This window comes from Pseudoalteromonas ruthenica (assembly GCF_008808095.1).
Taxonomy (GTDB): domain Bacteria; phylum Pseudomonadota; class Gammaproteobacteria; order Enterobacterales; family Alteromonadaceae; genus Pseudoalteromonas; species Pseudoalteromonas ruthenica.
Genome location: NZ_CP023396.1, coordinates 3,142,860 through 3,166,143, shown reverse-complemented (window position 1 = coordinate 3,166,143; position 23,284 = coordinate 3,142,860). Strand labels below are relative to the sequence as shown.

Sequence of the window (23,284 nt, the reverse complement as noted above, 5' to 3'; positions counted from 1 at the left end):
CAACAATAATGATGTCTTTCAGAGGAAAATTATGGCTTCAAATAAACTCAAATTGAGTGCATTAGCACTGGGCGTGTCGTCTGCCTTGCTTAGCACTCAAGTCGCAGCTTCAGAGCTAGAACCACAGAATAAAATTTTTACACCGCAGCATCAAAGCAAAATTGAGCGCCAACTTGGCGACATTAAAAAACAGAACAAACGTGCTGTATCTTGGCTTATTGAGCTTAACAGTGAGCCGATGTTTTCAGTAAGCAAAGATCAGCAAGCCACGCAAAGTGCGCATATCTCGCAAGCGCAAGAGCGCGTATTAAGTAATATTCAAAGCGCCGATTTAAACCTCAATGTGATCACACGCACCACTAAGCTGGTTAATGCGCTTGTTGTTAACGGCGATGAGTCTGAAGTGAGAAAAGTGCTGGCGCACGAGGATGTGAAAGAAATCTACCCGGTTTACGACTATGAGCTTAATGTTGCTGATAGTGCTGATTACATCAAAGCAACGCCCTTAGTTGAGAGCCAAATCGCGACTGGTGAAGGAGTTCGAGTGGCAGTGCTTGATACCGGCATTGATTATACCCACGCAGTATTTGGTGGTGAGGGTACGCAAGCGGCTTATGACGCAGCCACTGCTGATCCCACGACGGTAACTTGGCCGCAAGGTATTGTTAAAGGTGGCTATGACTACTTTAATGATGATGCCGATCCGATTGACTTCGGCACGAGCCACGGTACACATGTTTCACACTCGGTAACGGGGATTGCACCTAATGTAGAATTGTTTGTGTATTCGGTGTGTGGCGGTGGTTGTCCAGGACTTGCACAATTACTGGCGCTAGAATCAGCGATGGACCCCAATGGCGACATGGATATTGAAGACCGCGTTGATGTGGTTAACATGTCTTTAGGTGGCGACTACGGTGACCTTGCGGAAGATGCGGTAGGCCTATTTATTAATCGCGCTGCCAAGTTAGGTACAAGTGTGGTTATCTCTGCCGGCAACGATGGCGCATATCCATTTATCGTTGGTGGCCCAAGCACCACTGAAAATGCACTTTCTGTGGGAGCCATGACTCACCCAACGGATGAGACTCGTGTGGCTGAAGGCACAGTGGCAGGCGAAGAAGCTGTCATTCAGGGCGCCAATTTTGGCCCAGGTGCGTTCAGCTTTAGCAGCGATGACATTGAGCTGGTTTATCCAGATGCCAACCAAACCGCTTGTGAGCCTTTTGCTGAAGGTGTTGATTTTACAGGCAAGGCTGTAGTGGTGGACCGTGGTGGCTGTAACTTCACTGATAAAGTACTGGCTGCCCAAACTAAGGGTGCTGCTTTTGTTATTATCGCCAATAACGTTGATGATGGCACGCCTGCGCCTATGGGCGGGTTTGATGAAGCAGTGAGTATTCCATCAGTAGGGGTTACTTTTGCCACTGGGACGCAATTAAAAGGCGGCGCTAGCTTCAATATTTCCTCTGAGTTAGTGGCAACTCCTGGTGCGATGGCCGATTTCACCTCTCGTGGACCTTCGGTCAGCGGCCTATTAAAACCTGAGATCACTGCCCCCGGTGTTAATATCATGACCGCCGAGCCTGGCACAGGCACAGGGCTTTCAGGAGCAACAGGCACGTCATTCTCAGGCCCAATTACTGCTGGTGCTATCAGTATGCTTAAAGAGGCTTTACCAGAGCGCAACGCGATGGAACTTAAAGCAACCTTGATGAATGCAGCAAACCTTGATGTTACCGTCACCCCACGTGCGCTTGATGAAAACGCAGCAATGGCACCGATTAGCGCCATTGGCTCTGGTTTGGTTGACGTAGAAAAGGCTGCGAACCTACCGGTAGCTGCGTGGGCAAAAGACACGCATCAAGCTGCGCTGTCATTCGGGCTGCAAAGCTTAAGTGAAACAACCACGATGACTAAAACCGTGGTAGTTAAAAACTTCTCAAGCAGTGCTAAGACATATGAGCTCAGTTTAGAGCAGCGTTTTGCAGACGATGTTGAACGCGGTAGCTTAATGGCTGAGTATCCCACTTCAGTGACTATTCCGGCGGGCCAATCCGTCGAGTTTGAAGTGGCAATGACTATTGACCCTACAACATTACCAGAGTGGCAGCTAAGTGGCAGCAATATTGACACCTTAGCAGCGACTGAGTTGCTGACAGACTCAGAGCTAGATGGTGCGTTGGTCTTTAGTGAAGGTGGAGAACAGGCCTTGCATTTGGTTTATCATGTACTTCCACGTGCAGCGGCAAAACCTGTGATCAGCGCCGAAAAAGGTGAGCAAGGTGTTGTTTATACACTGCACAACCAAGGTGCTGCGGAGCTCACACCGGTGATTGTTGAAAATACAGTAACAGACACAGTGGGTGATGGTGGTCGTTTAGATATTGTAGCTGGCAGTGTCGAGACATTGGCTGTACCAGCCTCGTTCTGTGAATCAGGATATGGCGTATTTACAACTTTGGTTGTTGACCAGCCTGTAGCCCACGCTGATATGGGTGGCTTCGCCGCAGATTTTGATATGGATGGTGATGGCCGCTGGGATGTCACAGCCCACTCGCTAAACTACTCACTGTTTGGCGGCGCGACACCTACACCTATTACCTTTACAACGCCTTATGGTCAATTAAGCGGTAATCTGAGCAACTTGTACTTCGACAGTGCGACTAACTACGTAACACTGCAAAATTGTATTGGTGATTATGGTCTGACTGCGGCGGACTTGGGCAATGTCAATGCTACGGTACGTTTCAGAACCGCACCTGATAACTTCCCAACAGGTGGCAGTAACGCCGTTGATACTGCTCAAGGTAACTATAACTTCGCACCTGCACAAATTGTGGCAATGGCAGTAGATGCTCAGGGTGATGAAGTACAGAGTATTGCTCCTGGGGAAAGTGCACAGTTCTTATTTGCTGATGCTAACTTCACTATTCTATCTACCAATGGCGCCAAAGCCGTTGTCACCTCACCGCGCAATGATATGCAAGTGGCGCCTAGTTTGGCTGATGCGCAGTTCTCGGTAGATGAAAACACCGAACAAGGTACGGTTATTGGTACACTTACCGCTGAGCGAAATGCGACCTTTGCTGGCGCTATTTCAGAGTTTATTGTTGTGAGCTCAAGCTCGACCGCCGTTGATATCAACAGCGATGGTGAGGTCGTTGTGGCCAATGCCGAACAGCTTGATTACGACAGTGGTCTTGAACAGGTAATGTTTGAAGTTGTTGCCACAGATACCAGCGGCAATATTTCTAACACGGCAACGGTGATGGTCAATGTCACTAACCTAGCTGATGAAGCATCTGAGCAACCAGAACCACAGCCTCAAGTTCCTGTGAAGAAGAGCACTAGCTCGGGCTCATTAGGGTGGCTAGCGCTACTGATGGCACCACTCATGTGGTTGCGTCGTCGTCGCAGCTAATTCGTTGAGCTATGGACATAAAAACGGCGCCTGAAGGCGCCGTTTTTTATAGGTGTTCCAGCATGGTAATCAGCTTGAGCTTCATACTGGTTGATACCGCCATGAGCGGGTTTGTTTAGTCTTTAAATGACTTGTGGCAATCTTTACAGCCTTTCGCCCAGTTTTTAAAAGCAGGAGCGATTTGCTTCTTATCACCACTTTTAGCAGCAACAGCAAGTTCTTGGGCATATTGCGCAAAGGAGTTGGCTTTTTTATCAAAGGTGGCCTTGTCTTCCCAGATGGCTGCTAAGGCATCGGTATTACCCTGATCTGAGCCCGCAGTGAACGCTTCCCAAGGCATTTGTGATAGCGCTGCAGCGTTATCTGCGCGTTGTTGAAAGCGTGCCGCGTCAAAAGGAACCTTACCCTTAAGCATGTCGCCCATGTCACCAATTTGCACCCGGATCAATGAAAAGACCGACTGCCGATACTCAATCGCATCTTCCGGCTTCTCGAACACGGAGTTTGCTAGTGCTGAACCCGATGTGGCGATCAGAGTCGCCGCCAATAATGTTTTTAGTTTCATTCCATTTGCCCCTTTTCGTAAAACAACCTTCTTTTTACCTAAGCAGGGCAGTGAACACAAGAGCAAGTGTGCTAATAATCGCTGCAATGACTAATAAGTCCTACTAAACGCTGAAGGTATGTGCAATTGTGGTTATTCTCCGAGATCAATGTCTGCGAATATCATGCCTCTGCGCATACTTCTAGTCGCTAAAAAGACTTCTCCTAATAACGCGATAAATGCCAATATAAGCAGCAGCATCGCGACCATAAAGCACCCAGCAATAGCAGTACCAAGGTTAATGGCTTGGATATTTGCCATAAACAACAGCATAACGACAGCGCTCACTAAGGTGGCGCTGAGCACACTGAAACTAAAAGCGATATGAATACAACGCGCACGCTTTAACAGGGCGCGCAGCTCAGTTGCTAGTGAGCGATTAAACTCTTCATCGCTGCTGATTTTTAGTTTTCTCTCCAAGGCACGAGCACGGTCGGTGATCCGCGCCAAGCGGTTTGATAGTACCCCAAGGGTGGCCGCAATCCCTGTGATTAGAAATACCGGAGCGACGGCTGTTTGAATGACCTTTGCCATGGTTAAAATATTAACAACTTCAGTACCCACGTTAACTCCGACGATGATATTACAAGAGCCCTAGTCTAGCGCTAATACGCCGTAATACCAATGCTTAGGCTGTCCTCACAGAGCCAACCTATACGCATCTGGTTTGTTATTAATACCGAGCGGGTATCTAGACACAAGCAAGAAAACCTGCGAATCTGAATACCAAACCCATAAAGCAGGAGAGAATATGGAACCCGTATTACCAGAGAAGAATGACACCCCGCCACCGGCAAACAATAACAACAAGCAAAGCAATGATGAGAAAACCATGGCGATGCTGTGTCACTTAGCCGCACTCGCGGGTTTTATAGTGCCATTTGGATCTATCATTGGCCCGTTGATTGTCTGGTTGGTGAAAAAAGATGAGATGGAAGTGGTTGACCGTCATGGCCGCGCGTCATTGAACTTTCAGCTAACTATGCTTATTGCTTTCATCGTCTGCTTCTTACTTATTTTTGTTGCTATTGGGGTTGTGCTACTGCCTTTAGTCGCCATTTTCTCGTTCGTAATGGTGATTATTGCTAGCATCAAAGCCTACGAAGGCAAAGAATTTAAGTATCCGCTGTGTATTAAGTTTTTATAAGCATTAGACATACAAAATAGCAATACAGGAGCGTTTTGCTGGCCTATTTTAGTTTATTTTTAACCGCCTTTGTGTCGGCAACGCTCCTACCTAGCTCATCGGAATTGGTACTTACTGCGATGGTGACGCAAGGGGGCTATCACCTAGTGTTGTTATGGTTGTTTGCAACACTTGGGAATGTTCTTGGTAGCTGTGTCAATTATGCCTTGGGGACCCAAGTTACACGCTTTCAGCACAAAAAGTGGTTTCCGGTCTCAGCCGCAGCGATGGAAAAAGCGACACGGCGTTTTCATCGTTACGGTGTGTATAGCCTATTTTTCGCATGGCTGCCGGTGATTGGCGATCCACTCACCGTGATAGGTGGTATCTTTCGGGTCCGGTTTTGGCTGTTTGTTGCTATTGTCAGTATCGGTAAAGGCGTGCGGTATTGGGTGGTTATATTGATGGCTCTTGGCATACAGTCATTGTATGGCGGGGGGGAAGCACTCGCCAATTAATGCGAGTGCTTAATCATAGCTAGACAGCTAAGCGTGCCAATCCAAGGTCAACGATACAGAGTCTGCAAATCGCAACGCATGTGGCTTGTCCACCCGTACTTTAGCGTAATGCACACTAGGGTGCTGGTGGCAGAGCGCTAAGATATCCGCGACTAGCTTTTCTAAAAGTAAAAACTGTCCTTGCTCTACCAGTGCGATCACTTCCTTGGTGACAGTCTTATAGTTGAGTGCTTCTTGCACCTCATCACTGGTACACGCCTTATCTGCCGGATAGTGGATCTCGATATTAATCACAACATCTTGCTTTTTTTCCCGTTCTTCGGGGTTGAACCCAATATAGGTTCTTAGCCGGAGATTAGTAACATTGATAATGGCGTTGGTCATGGTGTGTCCTAATTCTTCACTAGCTGCAGGAATTCATTGCGCGTTTTCGGATCAGTGCGGAAATTACCAAGCATAACTGACGTACGCATTTTAGAGTTTTGCTTTTCGACCCCACGCATCATCATACACATGTGCTTAGCTTCAACGATCACGCCAACGCCTTTGGCGCCAGTGACTTCTTCAACTGCTTGAGCGATTTGATGAGTCAATTGCTCTTGGATCTGGAAGCGACGGGCAAACATATCAACGATACGGGCAAACTTCGAAAGCCCTAAGACTTTCCCGTCGGGAATGTAAGCAATATGTGCTTTGCCGACAAAGGGTAACAGGTGATGCTCGCACATTGAGTAAAGCTCTATATCTTGGATCAGAACCATGTCATCAGCATCAGAGGTAAACACCGCATTATTGGTGATTTCTGCTAATGTCTGACGGTAGCCTTGAGTTAGGTACTCCATGGCTTTGGCTGCACGCTTGGGGGTATCTAGTAGGCCTTCGCGTTGAGGGTCTTCGCCAACGGCGGAGATTAATTGTTGGTAACTTTGTTTTAATTCGTCGTGCATAATGTTCTCAATTACTTTAGATGACGGCCGCCATCAACGGCTAAGCTGCGTCCGGTTATATAGTCGCTGGTTAGCAGAAGCTCGACAGCATTAATAATTTCTCGACACCCAGGTTCAATGCCCATGAGGGATTTTTGTAATGTCTTGCGTTTATACTGTTCACTGTCGCCCTCGTTAAAAATAATCAGCGAAGGGGCAACAGCGTTCACTTTGATATGTGGTGCGTACTTGGCCGCAAATGACTTAGTTAAATTATCCAATGCCGCTTTGCTGGCTGCGTGGGCAAGGTGTTTGGCACTGCCTGTCTCGACCACAAAGTCGGTTAAATGAATAATGTCGCTATAGCCATCGCTGTGCTCGAGCATGTCTTGGCAATGTTGGTTGATAAGGTAAGGTACCTTGGCATGAATACGCATCATATTATCAAACAAGGCTGCGTAGTCGTCGTTTTTACTCTCACTATCCCAACTTGATGCGTTATGAATAATAGCGCGTAACTTTGGCGTATGGACTCGTAACTCATTGATAAAGTGAATAATGCTTTCATCGTCACTAAAATCTGCTTGAATACAAGTAACACCTTGCGCCGCTAACTCATCTACTGCATTGTGCCGAGTACGGTAGGTAATAATGACATCGTGCTGCTCAGCTACAAAATGCTGGGCAAGGGCAAGACCTATACGTTGTCCGGCCCCGGTTATTAAAATTGGAAAGGACATAACTTCTTCAGTTTAAGCGTGAACTGCTCTTACTATAAACAAATGACAAAAGGATTGCAGTGTTTACGCATGGGCGAGAGCGGTCGATCATTTACGCCTGAGGTTAGTTTTGTTGTAGTCATAGCCCATGTACTGACATGGGCTATGTGCACTAATCGTAAATGGTCGGAATCGGTTGGCGCTTATGCTGAGTGCGCTGATATATGGCGATTATGCGTTGCTCTATTTCTGCACTTAAGGGTTTCGCCTCAAGGAAGTCGTCGATTTGGTCATAACTCAAGCCCAGCGCTTCTTCGTCTGTGAGGCCGGGGCGATCGCACTCTAAGTCGGCGGTCGGTGCCTTGGTAACTAAGGCGTCAGGCGCTCCGAGGTGTTGAGCAAGCGCGCGTACTTGGCGTTTAGATAAGCCAAACAGCGGCGCTAGATCGCACGCACCATCCCCAAACTTAGTATAAAACCCGGTAATGTTCTCCGCGCTATGATCGGTGCCAACGACTAAACCTTGATGTAGACCCGCTAGCTCATACTGGGCAATCATGCGTTGGCGCGCTTTGACATTGCCCTTAACGAAATCAATATGGCTTTGTGCGGGTAAACTTAAATCACTGCCAGCGAGGCTGCTTAGCACCTGTTCATGCATATGGTCGGTAGCGGGTTTGATGTTCACGGTAACACGCTGACTGGGTTGAATAAAGTCGAGCGCCAGCTGCGCCTCATCCTCGTCGGCTTGCACACCATAAGGTAAGCGCACGGCAATGAACTGATATTGTTCAGTATCGTGATCGGCGTTGAGCTCTTCAATGGCAAGCTGGCAAAGACGGCCGCAAGTAGAGGAATCAACACCGCCACTGATGCCAAGCACCAAGGTGCGACAGTGGGCTTGTTGAAGCTTGTGTTTTAAAAATGACACCCGACGAGTAACTTCTTGTTGGACATCAATGCTAGGTTGCACTTTCATTTCGGCAACGATTTCGGCTCGCATAATTCCCCCGCTTGAGCAAGATGGTAAGCAGCTATTATGTAAGCATTTACAAAAAAATTAAAGCGCCGACCTCGGGGGTGCTATTTTGCTTCGCGCTATTCATACGGCGGTGCCATATGTGCCCAGATGGTCAGCTTCTCGTAGAGTGCGTCTGGCTTAAGGGGCTTACTCAAATAATCGTTCATACCCGATTGCAAACATTTTTCCTTGTCGCCCTCCATTGCATTGGCGGTCAGGGCAATAATCGCAATGTTTTGATGTTGCTCTCCGGCCTTGCCTTGGCGGATTTGAGTGGCTGCTTGGTAGCCATCAAGAATGGGCATTTGGCAATCCATCAGCACCACATCAAAATACCCCGAAGGACACTGTTGCAAGCGTGTTATCGCTTGTTGTCCATCATTGGCAATTTCGTAGTTGCAACCGTGCTTGTCCAATAAGGATGAGGTAACAATTTGATTGACCTGATTATCTTCTACAAGCAAACAGTTAATAGTCCCTGAGAGCTGCTGCGCACCAGTCTCTTCTGAGCGCGTATAACCGCTGAAAATATCAAAGCTAGTTAATGGATGAAACGCCAATCGGAAGTGTTCAAATTCCAATTGCTCGCTGACTTCATTAGTTTGCTCCATATTCGCTAAGACCAACAGCTGACATTGTTCGCTAAGCGTGCTTTTCAGTCGATGCTGTAACTCGTGGGTATTTTTTAATAGCGGTTCGGCATCGATAATGAGGCGCTCGACGCTTTGGTTAGCCAAATGCTCAAGCAAGTCATTGCCATCCGTAAAGCAGGTGACCTTTGCTCCCATCAACTCACAGTGTTGCCGAGCGAGGGTACTCTCTTGGCGGTCATGACAGAAAATAGCCACGTGCTCACCCACCAGGTGTTGAGTGATGGTAGATTGCTCATCGGCTTCCAGTTGAATGAAGAACGTAAATGTACTGCCTTGATCCACAGTGCTTTTCACACTGACATCGCCATGCATGAGCTGACATAACTGACGGACAATGGCAAGACCTAAACCGGTGCCGCCAAAGCGCCGGGTGGTGGAGCTGTCAGCCTGGGTAAAGGCATCAAATAATTGCGCTTGAGCTTGCTTAGAGATACCAATACCGGTGTCTTGGACACTGCAGGTAAATACCCCATGCTCATCGAGTGTTGCGGTAATCGTTATCTCACCGTCTTCGGTAAATTTAATCGCATTCGATAACAAGTTGGCCAGCACTTGTCGCAAGCGGTTGGGATCACCCTCAACTATTTGCTGTGGTAGCTGATGCGCATCCAGATATAAACGGTTGTTTTGTTGCTGTGCTTTCAAGGCTAGCGACTCAACAACCTGTGACAACACTTGGTGAATATCAAAACTTATATGTTCAATTTCTACCTTGCCCGCTTCAATTTTAGAAAAATCCAATATGTCGTTGATAATACTTAACAAGGTGTTGGCAGAAGAGCGGGCTAGTTGCAGGTGATGATGCTGCGAGTCATTTAATGTGCTGTGATCCAGTAGCTCTAACATGCCCAATACGCCATTCATCGGCGTACGTATTTCATGACTCATACTGGCAAGAAACTCACTTTTTACGAGCGCCGCATGCTCAGCTTTATTTTTCGCGTTGCGAAGGGCAATTTCCGTTAGTTGTCTTTCGTGGTTGGCATAGACACCACCGATGATATTAGCGATAGCAATAAGAAAGTTTTCATCATTTTCACTCCATACACGCGGTTCATGAAGCTGTTCTGCGCACACCACACCGACCATGCCATGGCGCCCCGGAATGGCACAGTCGAGAAGCGCATGAATATTGAGCGGCTGCAGATAGTCCTGTAAAAACTCCCTGGTCAGCGGATCGTTGTGGGCATCACTGATGCTTAATACCGCTCGCTTTTGTATCGCGCTAAAGTAAGTTGGGTATTGCTCACCGACTAATACACCGCTCTCGCTATGGCTGTTTTTCTCTTGTTCGTACAGTGACAGTAAATGCATTTCTTGATGGGCATCGTCAAACAACCAGATACTGACCCTATGGGTGTTTAAGGTGCGGCTGACCATGCGGGTGATAATGTGTTTAGCCGCGTCTAAATCACCATTGAGAATCGCGTCATCGACCGTGAGCCCTGCTAAAGCGCTATTACGTTGTGCTAATTGCTGTTGCGCGAGCTGGCCGCGCTTTTCGCCATCTATATCTTGGGTAGAGCCAAAGATGCGAATACAGCGTTGCTGGTCAAACTCCGCTTCACCGCGCACGCGTACCCACTTTTTAGCACCTTGAGCTGTGACTATCTGTAGCTCAGTACAAAACGGCTGACGGTCATTAATAGTGCGAGTAATAAGCGTATTTAGCTGGGATTGGGAACTGGGTGTGAAAAAGTGAAAAAGATTATCTGCGGTGATCAGGTAGCTGTCATCGACGCCATGAATCTCGCGGTTCACTTTGGACCAGAACGCGTGGTTAGTATCGTTATTCAGCTCCCATGCGCCAATGCGCGCCTGGGTACTCATTGCTTCGAGCATTTGTTTATGCGTCAACAGCTGCTTGCTGATTCGTTGCTGCTCAGTGATGTCGCTAGCAACCATATAAATCTTGCTATTCTCTTGATCCAGAGCCAAGTTAATACGGCACAGCAGCTGTTTGTGTGAGTGGGTACGCAAGTAGCAATCAAATTGAGTTTCATTGTCCTGCTGGCTCAACTTATCAAATTGTTGTTGTACGCGCTCTTTATCATCACAGGCGACAAAGTCGAGCAGCGGCTTGGCAAGTATTTCACTGGCTGTAAAGCCTAAGCCCCGGTATATGCGTGAGTTGGCGCGTTCGAAAAAGCCATGTACGTTGAGAATAGCCATAAAGTTAGCGCTGAGCTCAAAGAAGCGCTCGATCTCTTGCTTAGCATGGCGCAGTGCCGCCTCAGTCGACTTTTGTGAGCTAATATCTAAGTGCGTGCCAATCATACGTTTTGGTCGACCATCGTCGCACCATTCAATGACTCGGCCGGTATCCAGAACCCACACCCAATGGCCTAATTTATGACGCATTCGGGCTTCACATACATACTGTTCACTTTGTCCCTGCCAGTGTTGCTCCAAACGCAGTCCTGATTCTTTTAAGTCATCAGGGTGGGTGTGATTGAGCCAAGTATCAATATTAATGGGGGTGAGCTCTTCGAGCTCATAACCAATGATTTGCGCCCAACGCTCGTTAAACGTCACTTCGCCGCTTTGTACTTGCCAATCCCAAGTTCCAACACCGATATTCTCAACGATCAATGCTAGGCGCTGACTCTTTTCAAGTATTTCTGCTTGTGTCGCCTTCTTTTCGCGCAAATCTTCAATGAGTAACCACACAAAAGGTTCACCCTGAGCATTGGTAAATTGCACTCCATTGACATTCACCGGGAAGGTACTGTTGTTTTGCCACAGAGCTTCTCCCGCAACAATATGTTGACCATGACGCAATTGATCTAAGGCCGGTACTGTGCGCTCGTTGAAGCGCAGAGTGTTGGCGAAGTGTTGTTGTTTTAGCTGTTGTAAGTGGGTATCGAGCGAGTTTAGTAAGGCTTTATTAGCATTGATATAGCGGCCCGTTTTGGCATCACATAACGCGATACCTAGCGGAAAAAGGTCGAATAACGCTTGAAGACGCTGCTCATTGACCATGAGTTTTAAGAATAAGGCTCGAAGCCAAGCTAAAAACAGTACCACTAACAAGGTGGTTAAAATAATCGCGATGCGCGCATAGCCAAAGCTCTCCCACGGAGGTTGCCAGCCCGTTTGCGGTTGGACTGCCAAATACCAAGTATCATTAGGTAGACTAATCGATAGTTCAATGGGGTCGCTATAGCGAATAGCGGTATCGCCAAACATGTGTTTATCAGGATTACGCTTATACAAGGCGACATTGAATTGTTCTTGTAATTGCACGAGTCCGCCATTGCTATAGACCTTGTTGGCGTCGAGCACGACCGATATCAGCCCCCAAAACTCTTGTTTCGGCTGCTGCAGATAAATGGGCAGTCGAGCAATAATGCCAACACCGCCCTGCACTAAATTAACGGGGGCATCAATGACTATTTCTCCACCTTCTTTAGCGGCCAAGGCTGCATCACGTTGACTGGGGGTGGCCATATAATCGAGGCCAATGGCTCCCTCATTACCCTTGAGAGGGTAGGTCATTCGAATAACCATATCCGGTGCTGCACCTATGGTGCGCAGTTCTTTAGAACTGGTAAACAGGCTTTGTGCAATGACACTGAATTGTTGTTGGTTGAGGTTGGGCTGGGCAGCGATGGCCGGTATTAATCCGCGTACAAGTTGAATATTGGCGGTCATCAGTGCCTGTAATCGGCTGCGATAACTTTGTGCTACTTCCCGTACATCTTGGCGATATTGTTGTTCAGCTTTTTGATAATTGAGGTGATCGAGGAATATAGCCACAGCCAAGGTTAGGGCTATTAGGCCGTAAAAGGCAATGGCATAAAAGCGGCTTTTCGAAGCTGGTGGCATGGCTGCAGATAGTCGGTGGTTGAACAACACCTTAAACTATAGTGCAGTAGCGGGGCTTGTCTAATTAATATATCAGCTAAGGTGCTGATTTTTCGGGCATAGGAACAATGCGCCCAGGCTTTGGGCGCATCATCAAAAGAGTTTAGCTATCGCTTACTTGGCGATCCCAAAACTGCGCTTTTGCTCTGTGTAGTTTACGGTAGCCATCGAGTAGTGCGTGGTGCTTTTTGAAGCCCTCAAGTGCTAAGCCTGGGAAGCTAAGCCCGTGGAATTGTATCCGCGCTTCTGCTATTTCAATCGCGAGTTCAACATTGTCAGCACCAAACATCAGCGCCAATGAGCTTTGATAAGTGCTGTATGCTCGTTGTTCGTCATATTTGATTTCCAAGACCGCTTTTAAGCAGCGGAAGAAGCGAATCCGCTCTGGGCTAATTTGATCGGTATGCAGAATCCACTCGACCCAATCAATGGCTTCCTCGCTTTGTGCGGCAAGGCATAGATGCGCTTTCAGCTCGCCGATGCGCAGCGTATGCCAAGGCGTGTCGGCATCAGTCACCACACCGATAAATTCAGCAGCGCGGATAATATCGCTATGTCCTGCTTCTTCTAAGCGGTCGTAGATTTCCAGCCATTGTTCGGCGTCGTATTGATCCAGTGACAGGAAGTCCTGGCGGAATTTAGCGCCCTCATTATTGTTGCGCCAGATGAGCTCATCCACAGGGTAAATATCGGATAAACCGGGTACCAAGATACGGCAGGCGTACACGTTTAAGTGCGTGTAATCCATGATGTAGATGTCATAGCCCATGTCGTGGATCAGATCCGTGCAGAATTGGTACTCTTGCTCGGTGTTGCCGCTGAAATCCCAGTGCACAAAGTCAAAATCGGCTTGGTCACGGAAGAAGTCATAAGAGATTAGGCCGCTGGAGTCGATAAAATGTAATTCGATATTTTCTGCTGACGCTACTTCGTCGTTATCGAAGGTGGCGCATTGGAATACGTCGAGTTGGTCAAGGCGACGGCCTTGAAGAAGCTCAGTAACGGTACGCTCTAACGCCACTTCAAATGACGGGTGAGCACCGAATGAAGCGAACACCGAGCCATCAACTGGGTTGATTAGGGTCACACTCATAACCGGGTATTTACCGCCCAACGACGCATCGGCGATGCGCAAATGAAACCCATGGCTGCGTAGCTCTTCACAGGCTTGGTGAATCTTCGGATATTGCTTCACCACCTCTTCAGGTATTTCGGGTAGGCAAATTCCTTCAGCGATAATTTGGTTTTTAATGGCGCGCTCAAACACTTCTGAAAGGCCTTGCACGCGAGCTTCATATTTGGTGTTACCGGCACTCATGCCGTTAGATACAAAGATGTTGCCGATGACATTGACGGGGATGTAGGCAATTTCTTCATCGCGCACACGGGTGTATGGCAGCGCACAAATACCGCGCTCGGTATTGCCGGAGTTAAAGTCATAAAGGTGAGATGGGGTGAGTTCGCGCTCAGGGTCAAAATAGTCCCATAGCTGCTCATTCATCAAACCTTCTGGCACTTGTTCGCCGTCAACGGCAAACCACTTTTCACTGGGGTAGTGGGTGAATTCGGCGTTCGCGAACTCTTCGCCTAAGTAAAAATCGGCGAAGAAGTAGTTGCAGCTTAAACGCTCAAAATACTCCCCTAGTGCCGACGCTAAACACGCTTTATCGGTAGCCCCTTTACCATTGGTGAACATCACCCCACAGTCTTTATCACGGATGTGGACCGAGTAGCAGTTAGCCACTGGGTTCAGCCACAAAGCCTCCTCCACATTGATATCTAATGCCACGAGTTTGTTTTGCATGGTAGAGATAGACGATTCTAAGTCTCTGTCTTTACCTTTGATAAAAGTCTGTTCAGTCATAATGTTCTCAATAAAGCGACACGCAGTTGATTGCGAAGAAATCTTACTATGGCCGTTATTATATCGGTAACTTGCCTTTAACACGAACAAAGCTTAAAAAATGTCATACACTAGCTGTGGGCAGAATAACAATAAACTCGATATGGACAGATTATGTTGATGTGGATTAAGCGCTTAGCTATAGCAGTCATTGTTTTGCTACTTCTGGTAACGGCAGTCCTTTATGCCATTTTATATCTCAGTTTGCCAAGCCTCGATGGTCGCGGTCAAAGTCAGAGCATTGATAAAGTGGTGACCATAAAGCGCGATGCGCTAGGGCAGGCCATTGTCGATGCTCACTCAATGGCCGATGCCGCATATGGGCTGGGTTTTGCCCATTCGCAAGACCGTTTCTTTCAAATGGATTTACTGCGGCGTAATGCGGCGGGCGAACTTAGTGCGCTTTTTGGTGAGGCCGCTTTGCCATTGGATAAGAAAATGCGTTTCCATCAACTGCGTCAACGCTCAAAGCGCATTTATGCTCAGCTTAAACCGGCACAACAGCAATTGCTTCAGCGCTATAGCCAAGGCGTGAATGATGCCCAGCAGGCGCAGAGTTTAAAAACCTTTGAATACTTGTTAGTGGGCGCCGATATTGAGCCTTGGCAGCCAGTCGACAGCTTATTAGTGATTTACAGCATGTACCTCGATTTGCAAGCAGGTACTTTTGCCCGTGACATGGTGCTAGAGCGTATTGAGCAGCAGTTTGGTTCGCCAATGCGGCAGTTTTTAACTCAGCCTTCATCCTATCAATCTGCACTCGATAACAGCGAACTCTTGGCACCAGAGGTGACGATTCCATTGCTGCCGGCTTCAGCGCAGCATGCTCAGATACGGGAAATCATTCCTAGTTTGGAAGTGGGGAGCAACAATTGGGCTGTGTCGGGGGAGTTAACCACAAGCGGCCAACCTATGGTCGCCGATGACATGCATTTAGGCTTAGCGGTGCCCATTATTTGGTATCGTGCGCAGCTGAATTTTGCCGATACCCAAGTAACAGGCGTATCGTTACCGGGGGCGCCCGCCATTGTTGTTGGCAGCAATAACCACATTGCGTGGGGATTCACCAATGCCTACGTCGACACATCTGATTGGGTTCGCCTTAGCGACGACGCTGATTTAGTCGAGGTGCAAGAGAGCATCGCCCTTGATGATGGCAGTGTGCATCAATATCGCTTACTCATGAGCGATTATGGCCCGGTGCGCGAAGTCGGTGGTCAGCGCTATGCGCTTAGTTGGGTGGGCCATTACGATTATGCCTTGAACCTTGATTTAGCTGAACTCGCCACCACCAAAACGGTCACCGAAGCCTTTCAGTTAGCGAATACAGCCGGTATGCCGGTGCAAAATCTAGTGGTTGTTGATGCCCAAGGCCAGCTAGGCTGGCAGCCCATGGGCGCTATTGCAGCACGCACTCAACCTAGTGATACCGCCATCACCGAGCAGCAATTTGAACAAGCTTGGTTTAGTAATGAGCCGCAGCGACCACGCGTGATGAACCCTAAACAGGGGCGCATTTGGACCGCCAACGCGCGTGTTATGTCAGCACAGCAGCATCAGCGCTTTGGTGATGGTGGCTATGCGCTAGGAGCGCGCCAGCAACAAATCCGCGACCGTCTCGCTGCACGTGAACAGTTTGATGAGCAGGCATTCCTTGACCTGCAACTTGATAACGAAGCGCGTTTTTTAGGCAAATGGCAGGCGCTATTGGTGACGACTTTGCAGAGCGAACCTAACTCCCCATACTTAGAGGCGGTTCGCAATTGGCGGCGCTGTGCATGCACTGATTCCATTGGCTATACCTTAGTTCGCTACTTCCGCAGCGCAGTGATGGACACCGTGTTTGCCGATATTGAGTCGGCGCTAGCACAAGAGTCTTTGTCTCTAGGGCCTATCAAACGCAACCTTGAGCCCGCCACATGGCAGCTTTTGGCACAGCCTCAGCGCTGGCAGTTGGGTGATAAACAGAGCTTACTGATGCGCAGCTTCGCGCTCGCGACTCAGCGTTTGCGTGACAACTTTAGCGATGATATGCAGCAATGGCAATGGGGCAAAGTGAATGCGTTAGCGCTCAAGCATCCGTTTAGCAAACAGATACCGTTGCTGAGCTCATGGCTGGATATGCCAATTACCCCCGGGTTTGGTGATAGCTTTATGCCCGCAGTGCAGCGCCCAGAATTTGGCGCTTCACAGCGATTTATTGCGCAACCGGGGCGTTTGGAACACGCTATTTTAGCTATTCCTGGTGGTCAATCGGCACATCCGTTGTCTTCGTTTTATCGGGCGGGTTATCAGCAGTTTGCTGAGCATCAAGCGACGTCTTTATTACCTGGCGAGCCCTTGCATCGCATTGAATTTCGGGCTGCTGATTAGGTGACTTGTGTCAGTGTCACTGGCGCTGACGCCGCTAAGGTCGTTTGGTCACGACCGTTGGATTTACTGCGATACAGAGCGTCATCAGCGACGTTGATAACGTCCTCCACGCTCTGCTGTGGTTGCCACTGACTAAGACCAAAGCTCATAGTCAATGACAATTCGGGGCTTACCTGCCGTGCGTCCATGCTCTTGATGGCACTGCGGATAGATTCTATCCTTGCCGAGGCGGTATCAATATCAATATTGGGCAAGGCAATAATAAACTCTTCCCCTCCCCAGCGCGCGACAACATCGCTGGCGCGAGTGTGTTCAAGTAATGTTTGCGACAGTGCTACCAGCACTTTGTCACCGACTTCGTGGCCATATTGGTCGTTAATCTGCTTAAAATAATCGATATCGCCGATAGCGACACACATGGGTTGCTCTGCTGTGCTGCAGCGATTGTGTAACTTCAACATAAGCTCTTTGGCAAAGCGTCGATTATATAATCCGGTAAGGAAATCCTTGGCTGCCATATCTGCGAGCGTAGAGCGTTGTTCTAAAGTGATACGGCGGATCAGTGCAAGGGTATAAATCATCGGCACTCCGGCGACAAGAATGTTAGCGACCTCGATATAGCGTAAAAACTCACCATACGCATAGGGATAGGCAACACCGGAGAACAAAATGTATATGGCAGCAAATATAGCGATCAAGGTCAGGCTGAAGCCCACTGCACTGCCCATTCGCATTTTGTAATCAACCATTAAAATACATGAGACACTCCATAGATAAAACTGAAAGCCCGTTTCCGTGCCCATAAAGGCACAGGCGGCAATTGAATGTACCACTACCTCAACGCTGACCACCCTTAACCCCCAACTTTGTCGGTTATTTTTAATTAACCAAATCCCGAGTAGCCAGCTTAAGGTACTAAATATGTTCAAAATCGCTAAAGGAGTCGCGCCGATGACATAAAAGCCGGGGATCAAAGCGGCGTGAATCGCGGCAGCGAAGATAGCAACGCGTACAATAATCTTAAACTTGAGCTCTTCAACCTGCTCAAAAATACCTTCAGCTGAGTGTGTATTGCTGGGTAGCTTCTGCAATGGACGACCTACTGCCGATGAAAAATCGTATGACTATTGAGTATAGTGCATAAGGGTAATTTTGTTAGGCTGTCAACTATATGATTTATATAGCTATTGATAGTTGTTAACAAGTCATTGGGCACTGTTACCGCCACAAAGTGACGCCGCCAAAAGCGCGAATATGAACTAAACTGCAGACAATTGCGTTCTCTACAGTAATAACAACACCATCAACAGGAAAAACAATGAAATTACCCTCGTTATTTACAGCGGCAGCGGTGGCGACCACCATGAGCGTCTCACTTCAAGCTGAAGAAGTCGAAATAGAAACCCAGCAATTGAGCGAACACATTCATGTTCTTTTCGGGCAAGGAGGTAACATAGCCGCGCACGTAGGTAAAGATGGCACCTACATCATTGATGACCAATTTGCCAAGTTAGCCCCAAAAATAAAAACAGCGCTGAAAAATCTCAACCCGAATGCGCCTGAGTTTGTGATCAATACCCATCACCATGGTGACCATACCGGCGGCAACGAAGTGTTTGCCCAATCTGGTGCCCATGTCATTGCCCACCACAATGTTCATAAGCGTTTGCAGCAAAAGCATGGTGAGGGTTCACAGTACTTACCCAAGCTAAGCTTTGGCCAAGACTTAACATTACATTTTAACGGCGAGCATGCTAGAGCGGTACACTTTGCCCATGCGCATACCGATGGCGATGCGGTGATTTTTTTCGATACCGCCAATGTCGTGCATATGGGCGATATCTACTTTAATTTAGGTAGTTTGCCTTTTGTTGATGTGGATAGCGGAGGCAGTGTGGACGGCATCTTAGCTGCGGTTGAGCAAGTGATGACACAAATAGATGACTCCACTCAGGTGATCCCAGGGCACGGGCCTATGAGCAATAAAGCAGGGCTACAGAGATATTATCAGTTGCTCAGCAAAGCGAAATCACTGATGGTGGCTGCGATTGATGAGCATCAAGACCTCGAGTCAGTATTGGCGGCAGACCCACTCGGGGCGCTTGAGCTTGAATACGCCAACTGGTTACCCAAAGAGCGAGTAACCACCTTATTTTACCGTAGTTTAACCATTGAGAATCACGGGCATTAATATGAATGCTTAGTTAACAAATGTGAATGGTTAACTTATACTCGTTGTTCCTACAGTGAAGTAATTAAGGAACAACGAGGATGAACGATAATAACCTACCTGATTTAACCGCCTCGGTAGGCAAGAAAAAAGGACTTATCATTTCTGTCATTGCCATGGTATTAGCCGGATTTTTGGTAATGAGTGCGATGTACACCGTTGATGAAGGTCATGTTGGCATCATTAAACGCTTTGGCGAAGCCACCGAACAAGTGAATCCGGGGCTACACACCAAAATACCTTTCGTTGATAGTGTTGAGATGTTAGAAATCCGCACACGCAAAAACGTAGAAAAGCTACGGGCGGCTACTCACGAGCAAATGCCCTTAACCGCTGAAGTGAGTATCAACTGGACAGTGATCCGCACCGAAGCTTTTGATCTTTTTAAAAGCTATGGCGGGTTGACCCAGTTCGAAAATCGCATTTTGGACCCGAAGCTTCGCTCGGCAACAAAAGATGCGCTGGCGCGTTACAAAGCAGAAGAGCTGATTCAAAACCGCTCGCAAGTTATCGCCCGTATCGAGGAGCTGTTACTTGATGAAATGAAAGCTTATCCAGTGAAGTTAGACTCGGCGCAAATCGAAGACTTGGTATTGCCGCAAAAATACATCCAATCTATCGAGACCAAGCAAACAGAAAAGAACCTTGCGGCGGCTGAAAAGCACCGTCTAGAGCGCCAGAAGCTTGAGGCTCAGCGTGAAGTAAATACCGCAATGGCTCAACGTGATGCCGCAAAAGCAAAAGCAGACGGTAAAGCCTATTCGATTAAAATCGAGGCGCAGGCCGAAGCGGAAGCAATTAAACTAAAAGGTTTAGCGGAAGCTGAAGCGATGCAGAAGAAAGCTGAAGCCATTAAGAATAATGCCACCCTAGTTGAGTACATGCGTGCACAGCAATGGAATGGTCAGATGCCGACTACGGTTATGGGCTCAGACCAAGGTATTCTTTGGAATATGAAAGAAAAATAAGAAAAGCGGCGTTAGCCGCTTTTTTTTGTGCAGTTAAGTTATGAATAAACATACCGTACTGGTCACCGGCGCAAGTCGTGGCATTGGCGCGGCAACAGCCCGGCTGTTGGCTGACCAAGGTTATCAAGTCGTTATTAACTACCTGAAGAACCATCGCGCCGCGCATGCACTCGTAGCAGAAATTGAACAAGGTGGTGGCACAGCGCTCGCGGTGGCTGGCGACGTCAGCCAAGAGTCAGAGGTAGAGCATCTCTTTGCGACCATTGATGAGCATTGCGGCGGCCTTACTCATTTGGTGAATAATGTTGGCATCTTGGCAGCGCAAACCTCGCTGGCAGGGCTCAATGCTCAGCGCATCAATCGCATTTTGAGCGTGAACGTAACCAGTGCCTTCTTATGTGCTCAAGCAGCATTGCTGCGTATGCCTGATAACGGCGCTATCGTTAATGTGTCTTCAGCTGCAGCGCGCACGGGTGCGCCCTTTGAATACCTCGATTACGCAGCATCAAAAGGGGCCATGGATAGCTTCACTATCGGCTTAGCAAAAGAGGTTGCTGCGCGAGGTATCCGCGTCAATGGTGTGCGCCCGGGCGTGATTGCCACTGATATTCATGGCGACGGTGGGGAACCAAAGCGTGTGCATCGCCTTGGGCCGCAGTTACCCTTGGGCCGTTGTGGGTATGCTCACGAAGTAGCACAAGCCATTGCCTGGCTACTCGGTGAACAAGCAAGTTTCACCACTGGCACTTTTATTGACGTCAGTGGTGGCGCTTGAGGTCGTTATTACTGGTCAGGCTTGCCTAAGCTCAAGGCGATAACTATCCCTGCTAATAAGGCACTGGCAATGAAAGTGAAAGCGCCGCCGATAACACCGTAGATATAAACAAACCCCCAAGCTGCTAAGCCATAACCAAGCACCGAACTCAGCACAGTGAGTGGGGTTTTAGGGTGTTTACGTACTAACCCGGTGGCGGCCAACAGTAGCATCGAGACACACACGAGTATTATTAGCTTCATACTTGTTGCTCCTGATTAACAAGCTGCGACCGAGTTGCGGTGCCTTTATAGAGGCGCCTAAGGGCGTAGTAGCAACCCAAGCCAATAGCAAAAAAGCCGATATCAACACTACTTACCAATAAGCTGCCAGCATTAAACACGTGGTTTTCAGAGAGTAAAACGTTAAGCGGTAGCACCAACAACGCTAAGCTGCCTATGCATGCTAATGTCGCTTGGAAATAGCGATGATAATGCCAAGGTAATGCGCCCAGCAGTAACCAGAGCAACCATGAATAGAAAAACAGCGGGCCGATAACGGCATTGTGCGCGGTGGGTGGAACATAGGCATTGATGAGCACTTGCGCCGGAAACAGTAACATACAGGCCAGTACTAAGCCGCCACAGCTGCCAATGATAAAGCGATTCCAGCGCTGATAAGCTTTGTGGCTTAAGCTCGGGTTGTTGCCTCGAGCGCGTTTACTTAACCACATCATGATCCCTGACAGTGGCAATAGTGCTGTGGTTAAGCCCAGCGCAGTCCACACGAGCTTGATAAAAATCCCACCGAAATTACCAAAGTGCAAGGGAAACAATAGCTCTAACACCTTGATGGACACGCCGGGGATATCGCCAAAGCTACTCATTGACTTTATGTACTCGCCATCGCCGTGATAATGCAGTAACTGCGAGGCCACCGACTCCCCGCCAAGCAAACGCAGATAGACTTCGCTGTTGGCATCGTTATGCGCCATAATCGTGACATCAAGAATATGAGCATCGGCGAAGCGCTGCTCGGCATCAGCAAGAATATCGGCCAGTTGGGTCGGTTGATACTGATGGCTAATGACTGGCTCAGGAATGGCGGTAAATGTTTCCACCAGCTTATCTTGATCGCCGCCAAAGTTAACCAAAGCGGCGGCTGGCAATAAAATAACCGTGGCTAGGCCAAGGAATGCCCCGGTAAAACCAATCACGCCATGAAAGAGACTTCCCCAAATCCCCATTACTTTGTGCCCGTCACTCACCCAAACACTGGTCCCTTTATGGCGGCGAAAGGTAAACAGTTGCCGCAAAAACTGGCGGTGGATAAACAGCCCGGTGAGCGTCGACACCAACAGCGTCAAACCTAGCACCCCCGTGAGTATTAGCCCAATCGGTCGGCCGAGATGTAAGTCGGCATGAAAGTGGCCAATAAAGCTGGCAGCATCTGTTTTGCGCTTAGCATAGAAGGTTTGGCTCGGACCATAGTAAGTCGATTGCAACGCCAAAGTGTTGGGATGAAATTGAAAAACGTGCGCCACAGCCTGATCGTAATTGTCATCACCATGATGCGATTCAAATAACAAGGTCAGTAAATGAGTGTTATGGCCGCTAGGCAAGTATACATGAATATTTTCACCGAATGGTGCGGGTACTTGCTCATGGTATTGGTTCACAAGCTCAGTGATTGCTTGCGCTGGTATTTTTGGAGCCTGCTGAATTTCGGGGTTCGCCCATATTTTCAGCTCAGGGCGACTCAATACCGCAATAGCACCACTAAAGGCGACAATAAATAGCAATACAGCGGTAATAACTCCCACCCAACTATGGATATTAAAGAGCTTCTTGATGGTTAATGATTTCATCCTGTTGCTCCTGTTAGGGCGATAAAGCTCAATACGCCATGAATAACTATCAGCAGTACCATTACTGCCAACGGATGCCATGCCTTTTCCGCCATATATGCGTACATAAATAGCGCCGTCCAAATAAGCGGAAATAGCATAATTGGCATGAGAATTTGCTCGCTCATGGCAAAAGGTAAATAGGTTGTCATGCCCGGAATAATCACTACCGAGGTGAGCAGTGCCAACACGCAGGCAAGAAAGTGCCGACGCTTGGTGGCACTGAAGGTGCGTTTTTTTGTCATATTATTGCCCCTTGAGCGCGGCGCTGGGCCGCGCGATGAATGCCTAA

The 23,284-nt window shown here is 48.2% G+C and carries 19 protein-coding genes; 7 read left to right on the top strand and 12 right to left on the bottom strand.

Translation table 11 applies throughout. The features are described from left to right. Nucleotides 1-31 precede the first annotated feature (31 nt). Nucleotides 32-3,424 carry a S8 family serine peptidase gene (locus PRUTH_RS14905; RefSeq protein ID WP_151173621.1) on the top strand — a complete coding sequence of 1,131 codons (3,393 nt, stop codon included), beginning with the start codon at nucleotides 32-34 and terminating at the stop codon, nucleotides 3,422-3,424. A 115-nt stretch (nucleotides 3,425-3,539) separates the two neighbouring features. Here PRUTH_RS14905 and PRUTH_RS14900 read toward each other — a convergent pair whose 3' ends face one another. Both PRUTH_RS14900 and PRUTH_RS14895 read right to left on the bottom strand, forming a co-directional pair. After that, nucleotides 3,540-3,989: a c-type cytochrome gene (locus PRUTH_RS14900; RefSeq protein WP_045979403.1), complete on the bottom strand. Its 450-nt coding sequence runs from the start codon at nucleotides 3,987-3,989 to the stop codon at nucleotides 3,540-3,542. Nucleotides 3,990-4,121: 132 nt separating this feature from the next. Beyond that, complete coding sequence (locus tag PRUTH_RS14895) at nucleotides 4,122-4,592, bottom strand: DUF2721 domain-containing protein (RefSeq protein ID WP_022944979.1); 471 nt, start codon at nucleotides 4,590-4,592, stop codon at nucleotides 4,122-4,124. A gap of 268 nt (nucleotides 4,593-4,860) precedes the next feature. Between PRUTH_RS14895 and PRUTH_RS14890 the strand changes: the two genes are divergently transcribed. Together PRUTH_RS14890 and PRUTH_RS14885 are read left to right on the top strand one after the other, a co-directional pair. Beyond that, the gene (locus tag PRUTH_RS14890; RefSeq protein WP_045979475.1) at nucleotides 4,861-5,175 is read left to right on the top strand and encodes a DUF4870 domain-containing protein; all 315 of its coding nucleotides are present in this window, start codon (nucleotides 4,861-4,863) and stop codon (nucleotides 5,173-5,175) included. Nucleotides 5,176-5,213: 38 nt separating this feature from the next. Beyond that, the gene (locus PRUTH_RS14885) at nucleotides 5,214-5,672 is read left to right on the top strand and encodes a YqaA family protein (RefSeq protein ID WP_026111116.1); all 459 of its coding nucleotides are present in this window, start codon (nucleotides 5,214-5,216) and stop codon (nucleotides 5,670-5,672) included. 27 nt (nucleotides 5,673-5,699) lie between these two features. On the opposite strand, the gene folX is transcribed toward PRUTH_RS14885, so the two are convergent. From folX to ycaO, 6 genes are all read right to left on the bottom strand, one after another. Continuing rightward, the gene (gene folX, locus PRUTH_RS14880) at nucleotides 5,700-6,056 is read right to left on the bottom strand and encodes a dihydroneopterin triphosphate 2'-epimerase (RefSeq protein WP_022944982.1); all 357 of its coding nucleotides are present in this window, start codon (nucleotides 6,054-6,056) and stop codon (nucleotides 5,700-5,702) included. 8 nt (nucleotides 6,057-6,064) lie between these two features. Further along, entirely contained in the window at nucleotides 6,065-6,619 is a 555-nt protein-coding gene (gene folE, locus PRUTH_RS14875) for a GTP cyclohydrolase I FolE (RefSeq protein ID WP_022944983.1), read from the bottom strand. An 11-nt stretch (nucleotides 6,620-6,630) separates the two neighbouring features. Further along, a complete protein-coding gene (gene folM, locus PRUTH_RS14870; RefSeq protein WP_151173620.1) occupies nucleotides 6,631-7,338 on the bottom strand; it encodes a dihydromonapterin reductase in 708 nt (235 codons plus the stop codon). Between the two features lie 151 nt (nucleotides 7,339-7,489). Continuing rightward, on the bottom strand, nucleotides 7,490-8,320 hold the full coding sequence (nadE, locus tag PRUTH_RS14865) for an NAD(+) synthase (protein WP_151173619.1): 831 nt from the start codon (nucleotides 8,318-8,320) through the stop codon (nucleotides 7,490-7,492). 95 nt (nucleotides 8,321-8,415) lie between these two features. After that, complete coding sequence (locus PRUTH_RS14860; protein WP_151173618.1) at nucleotides 8,416-12,819, bottom strand: PAS domain-containing protein; 4,404 nt, start codon at nucleotides 12,817-12,819, stop codon at nucleotides 8,416-8,418. 142 nt (nucleotides 12,820-12,961) lie between these two features. Further along, complete coding sequence (gene ycaO / locus PRUTH_RS14855; RefSeq protein ID WP_151173617.1) at nucleotides 12,962-14,722, bottom strand: 30S ribosomal protein S12 methylthiotransferase accessory factor YcaO; 1,761 nt, start codon at nucleotides 14,720-14,722, stop codon at nucleotides 12,962-12,964. Nucleotides 14,723-14,875: 153 nt separating this feature from the next. Here ycaO and PRUTH_RS14850 point away from each other — a divergent pair, with 153 nt between their 5' ends. Further along, nucleotides 14,876-17,134, top strand: a complete 2,259-nt coding sequence (locus PRUTH_RS14850) for a penicillin acylase family protein (RefSeq protein ID WP_151173616.1) — start codon at nucleotides 14,876-14,878, stop codon at nucleotides 17,132-17,134. Here PRUTH_RS14850 and PRUTH_RS14845 read toward each other — a convergent pair. Beyond that, nucleotides 17,131-18,225, bottom strand: coding sequence for a GGDEF domain-containing protein (locus PRUTH_RS14845; protein ID WP_257220962.1), 1,095 nt, complete (start codon nucleotides 18,223-18,225; stop codon nucleotides 17,131-17,133). The two genes, PRUTH_RS14850 and PRUTH_RS14845, sit on opposite strands and share 4 nt — an antisense overlap. Nucleotides 18,226-18,452: 227 nt before the next feature. Here PRUTH_RS14845 and PRUTH_RS14840 point away from each other — a divergent pair, with 227 nt between their 5' ends. The 3 genes from PRUTH_RS14840 to PRUTH_RS14830 all read left to right on the top strand — a co-directional run bounded on the left by PRUTH_RS14840 (nucleotide 18,453) and on the right by PRUTH_RS14830 (nucleotide 21,107). Further along, complete coding sequence (locus PRUTH_RS14840) at nucleotides 18,453-19,325, top strand: MBL fold metallo-hydrolase (protein WP_151173615.1); 873 nt, start codon at nucleotides 18,453-18,455, stop codon at nucleotides 19,323-19,325. Between the two features lie 80 nt (nucleotides 19,326-19,405). Continuing rightward, complete coding sequence (locus PRUTH_RS14835; RefSeq protein WP_151173614.1) at nucleotides 19,406-20,332, top strand: prohibitin family protein; 927 nt, start codon at nucleotides 19,406-19,408, stop codon at nucleotides 20,330-20,332. Nucleotides 20,333-20,372: 40 nt separating this feature from the next. Further along, on the top strand, nucleotides 20,373-21,107 hold the full coding sequence (locus PRUTH_RS14830; RefSeq protein WP_151173613.1) for an SDR family oxidoreductase: 735 nt from the start codon (nucleotides 20,373-20,375) through the stop codon (nucleotides 21,105-21,107). An 8-nt stretch (nucleotides 21,108-21,115) separates the two neighbouring features. On the opposite strand, the gene PRUTH_RS14825 is transcribed toward PRUTH_RS14830, so the two are convergent. From PRUTH_RS14825 to PRUTH_RS14815, 3 genes are read right to left on the bottom strand one after another with little or no spacing between them, the layout of a single operon-like run. Continuing rightward, a complete protein-coding gene (locus PRUTH_RS14825; protein WP_151173612.1) occupies nucleotides 21,116-21,349 on the bottom strand; it encodes a hypothetical protein in 234 nt (77 codons plus the stop codon). Continuing rightward, the gene (locus PRUTH_RS14820) at nucleotides 21,346-22,953 is read right to left on the bottom strand and encodes a PepSY-associated TM helix domain-containing protein (RefSeq protein ID WP_151173611.1); all 1,608 of its coding nucleotides are present in this window, start codon (nucleotides 22,951-22,953) and stop codon (nucleotides 21,346-21,348) included. Before PRUTH_RS14820 ends, PRUTH_RS14825 begins: the two co-directional genes overlap by 4 nt. Continuing rightward, nucleotides 22,950-23,237, bottom strand: coding sequence for a hypothetical protein (locus PRUTH_RS14815; protein ID WP_022944995.1), 288 nt, complete (start codon nucleotides 23,235-23,237; stop codon nucleotides 22,950-22,952). Before PRUTH_RS14815 ends, PRUTH_RS14820 begins: the two co-directional genes overlap by 4 nt. Between the last annotated feature and the right edge of the window lie 47 nt (nucleotides 23,238-23,284).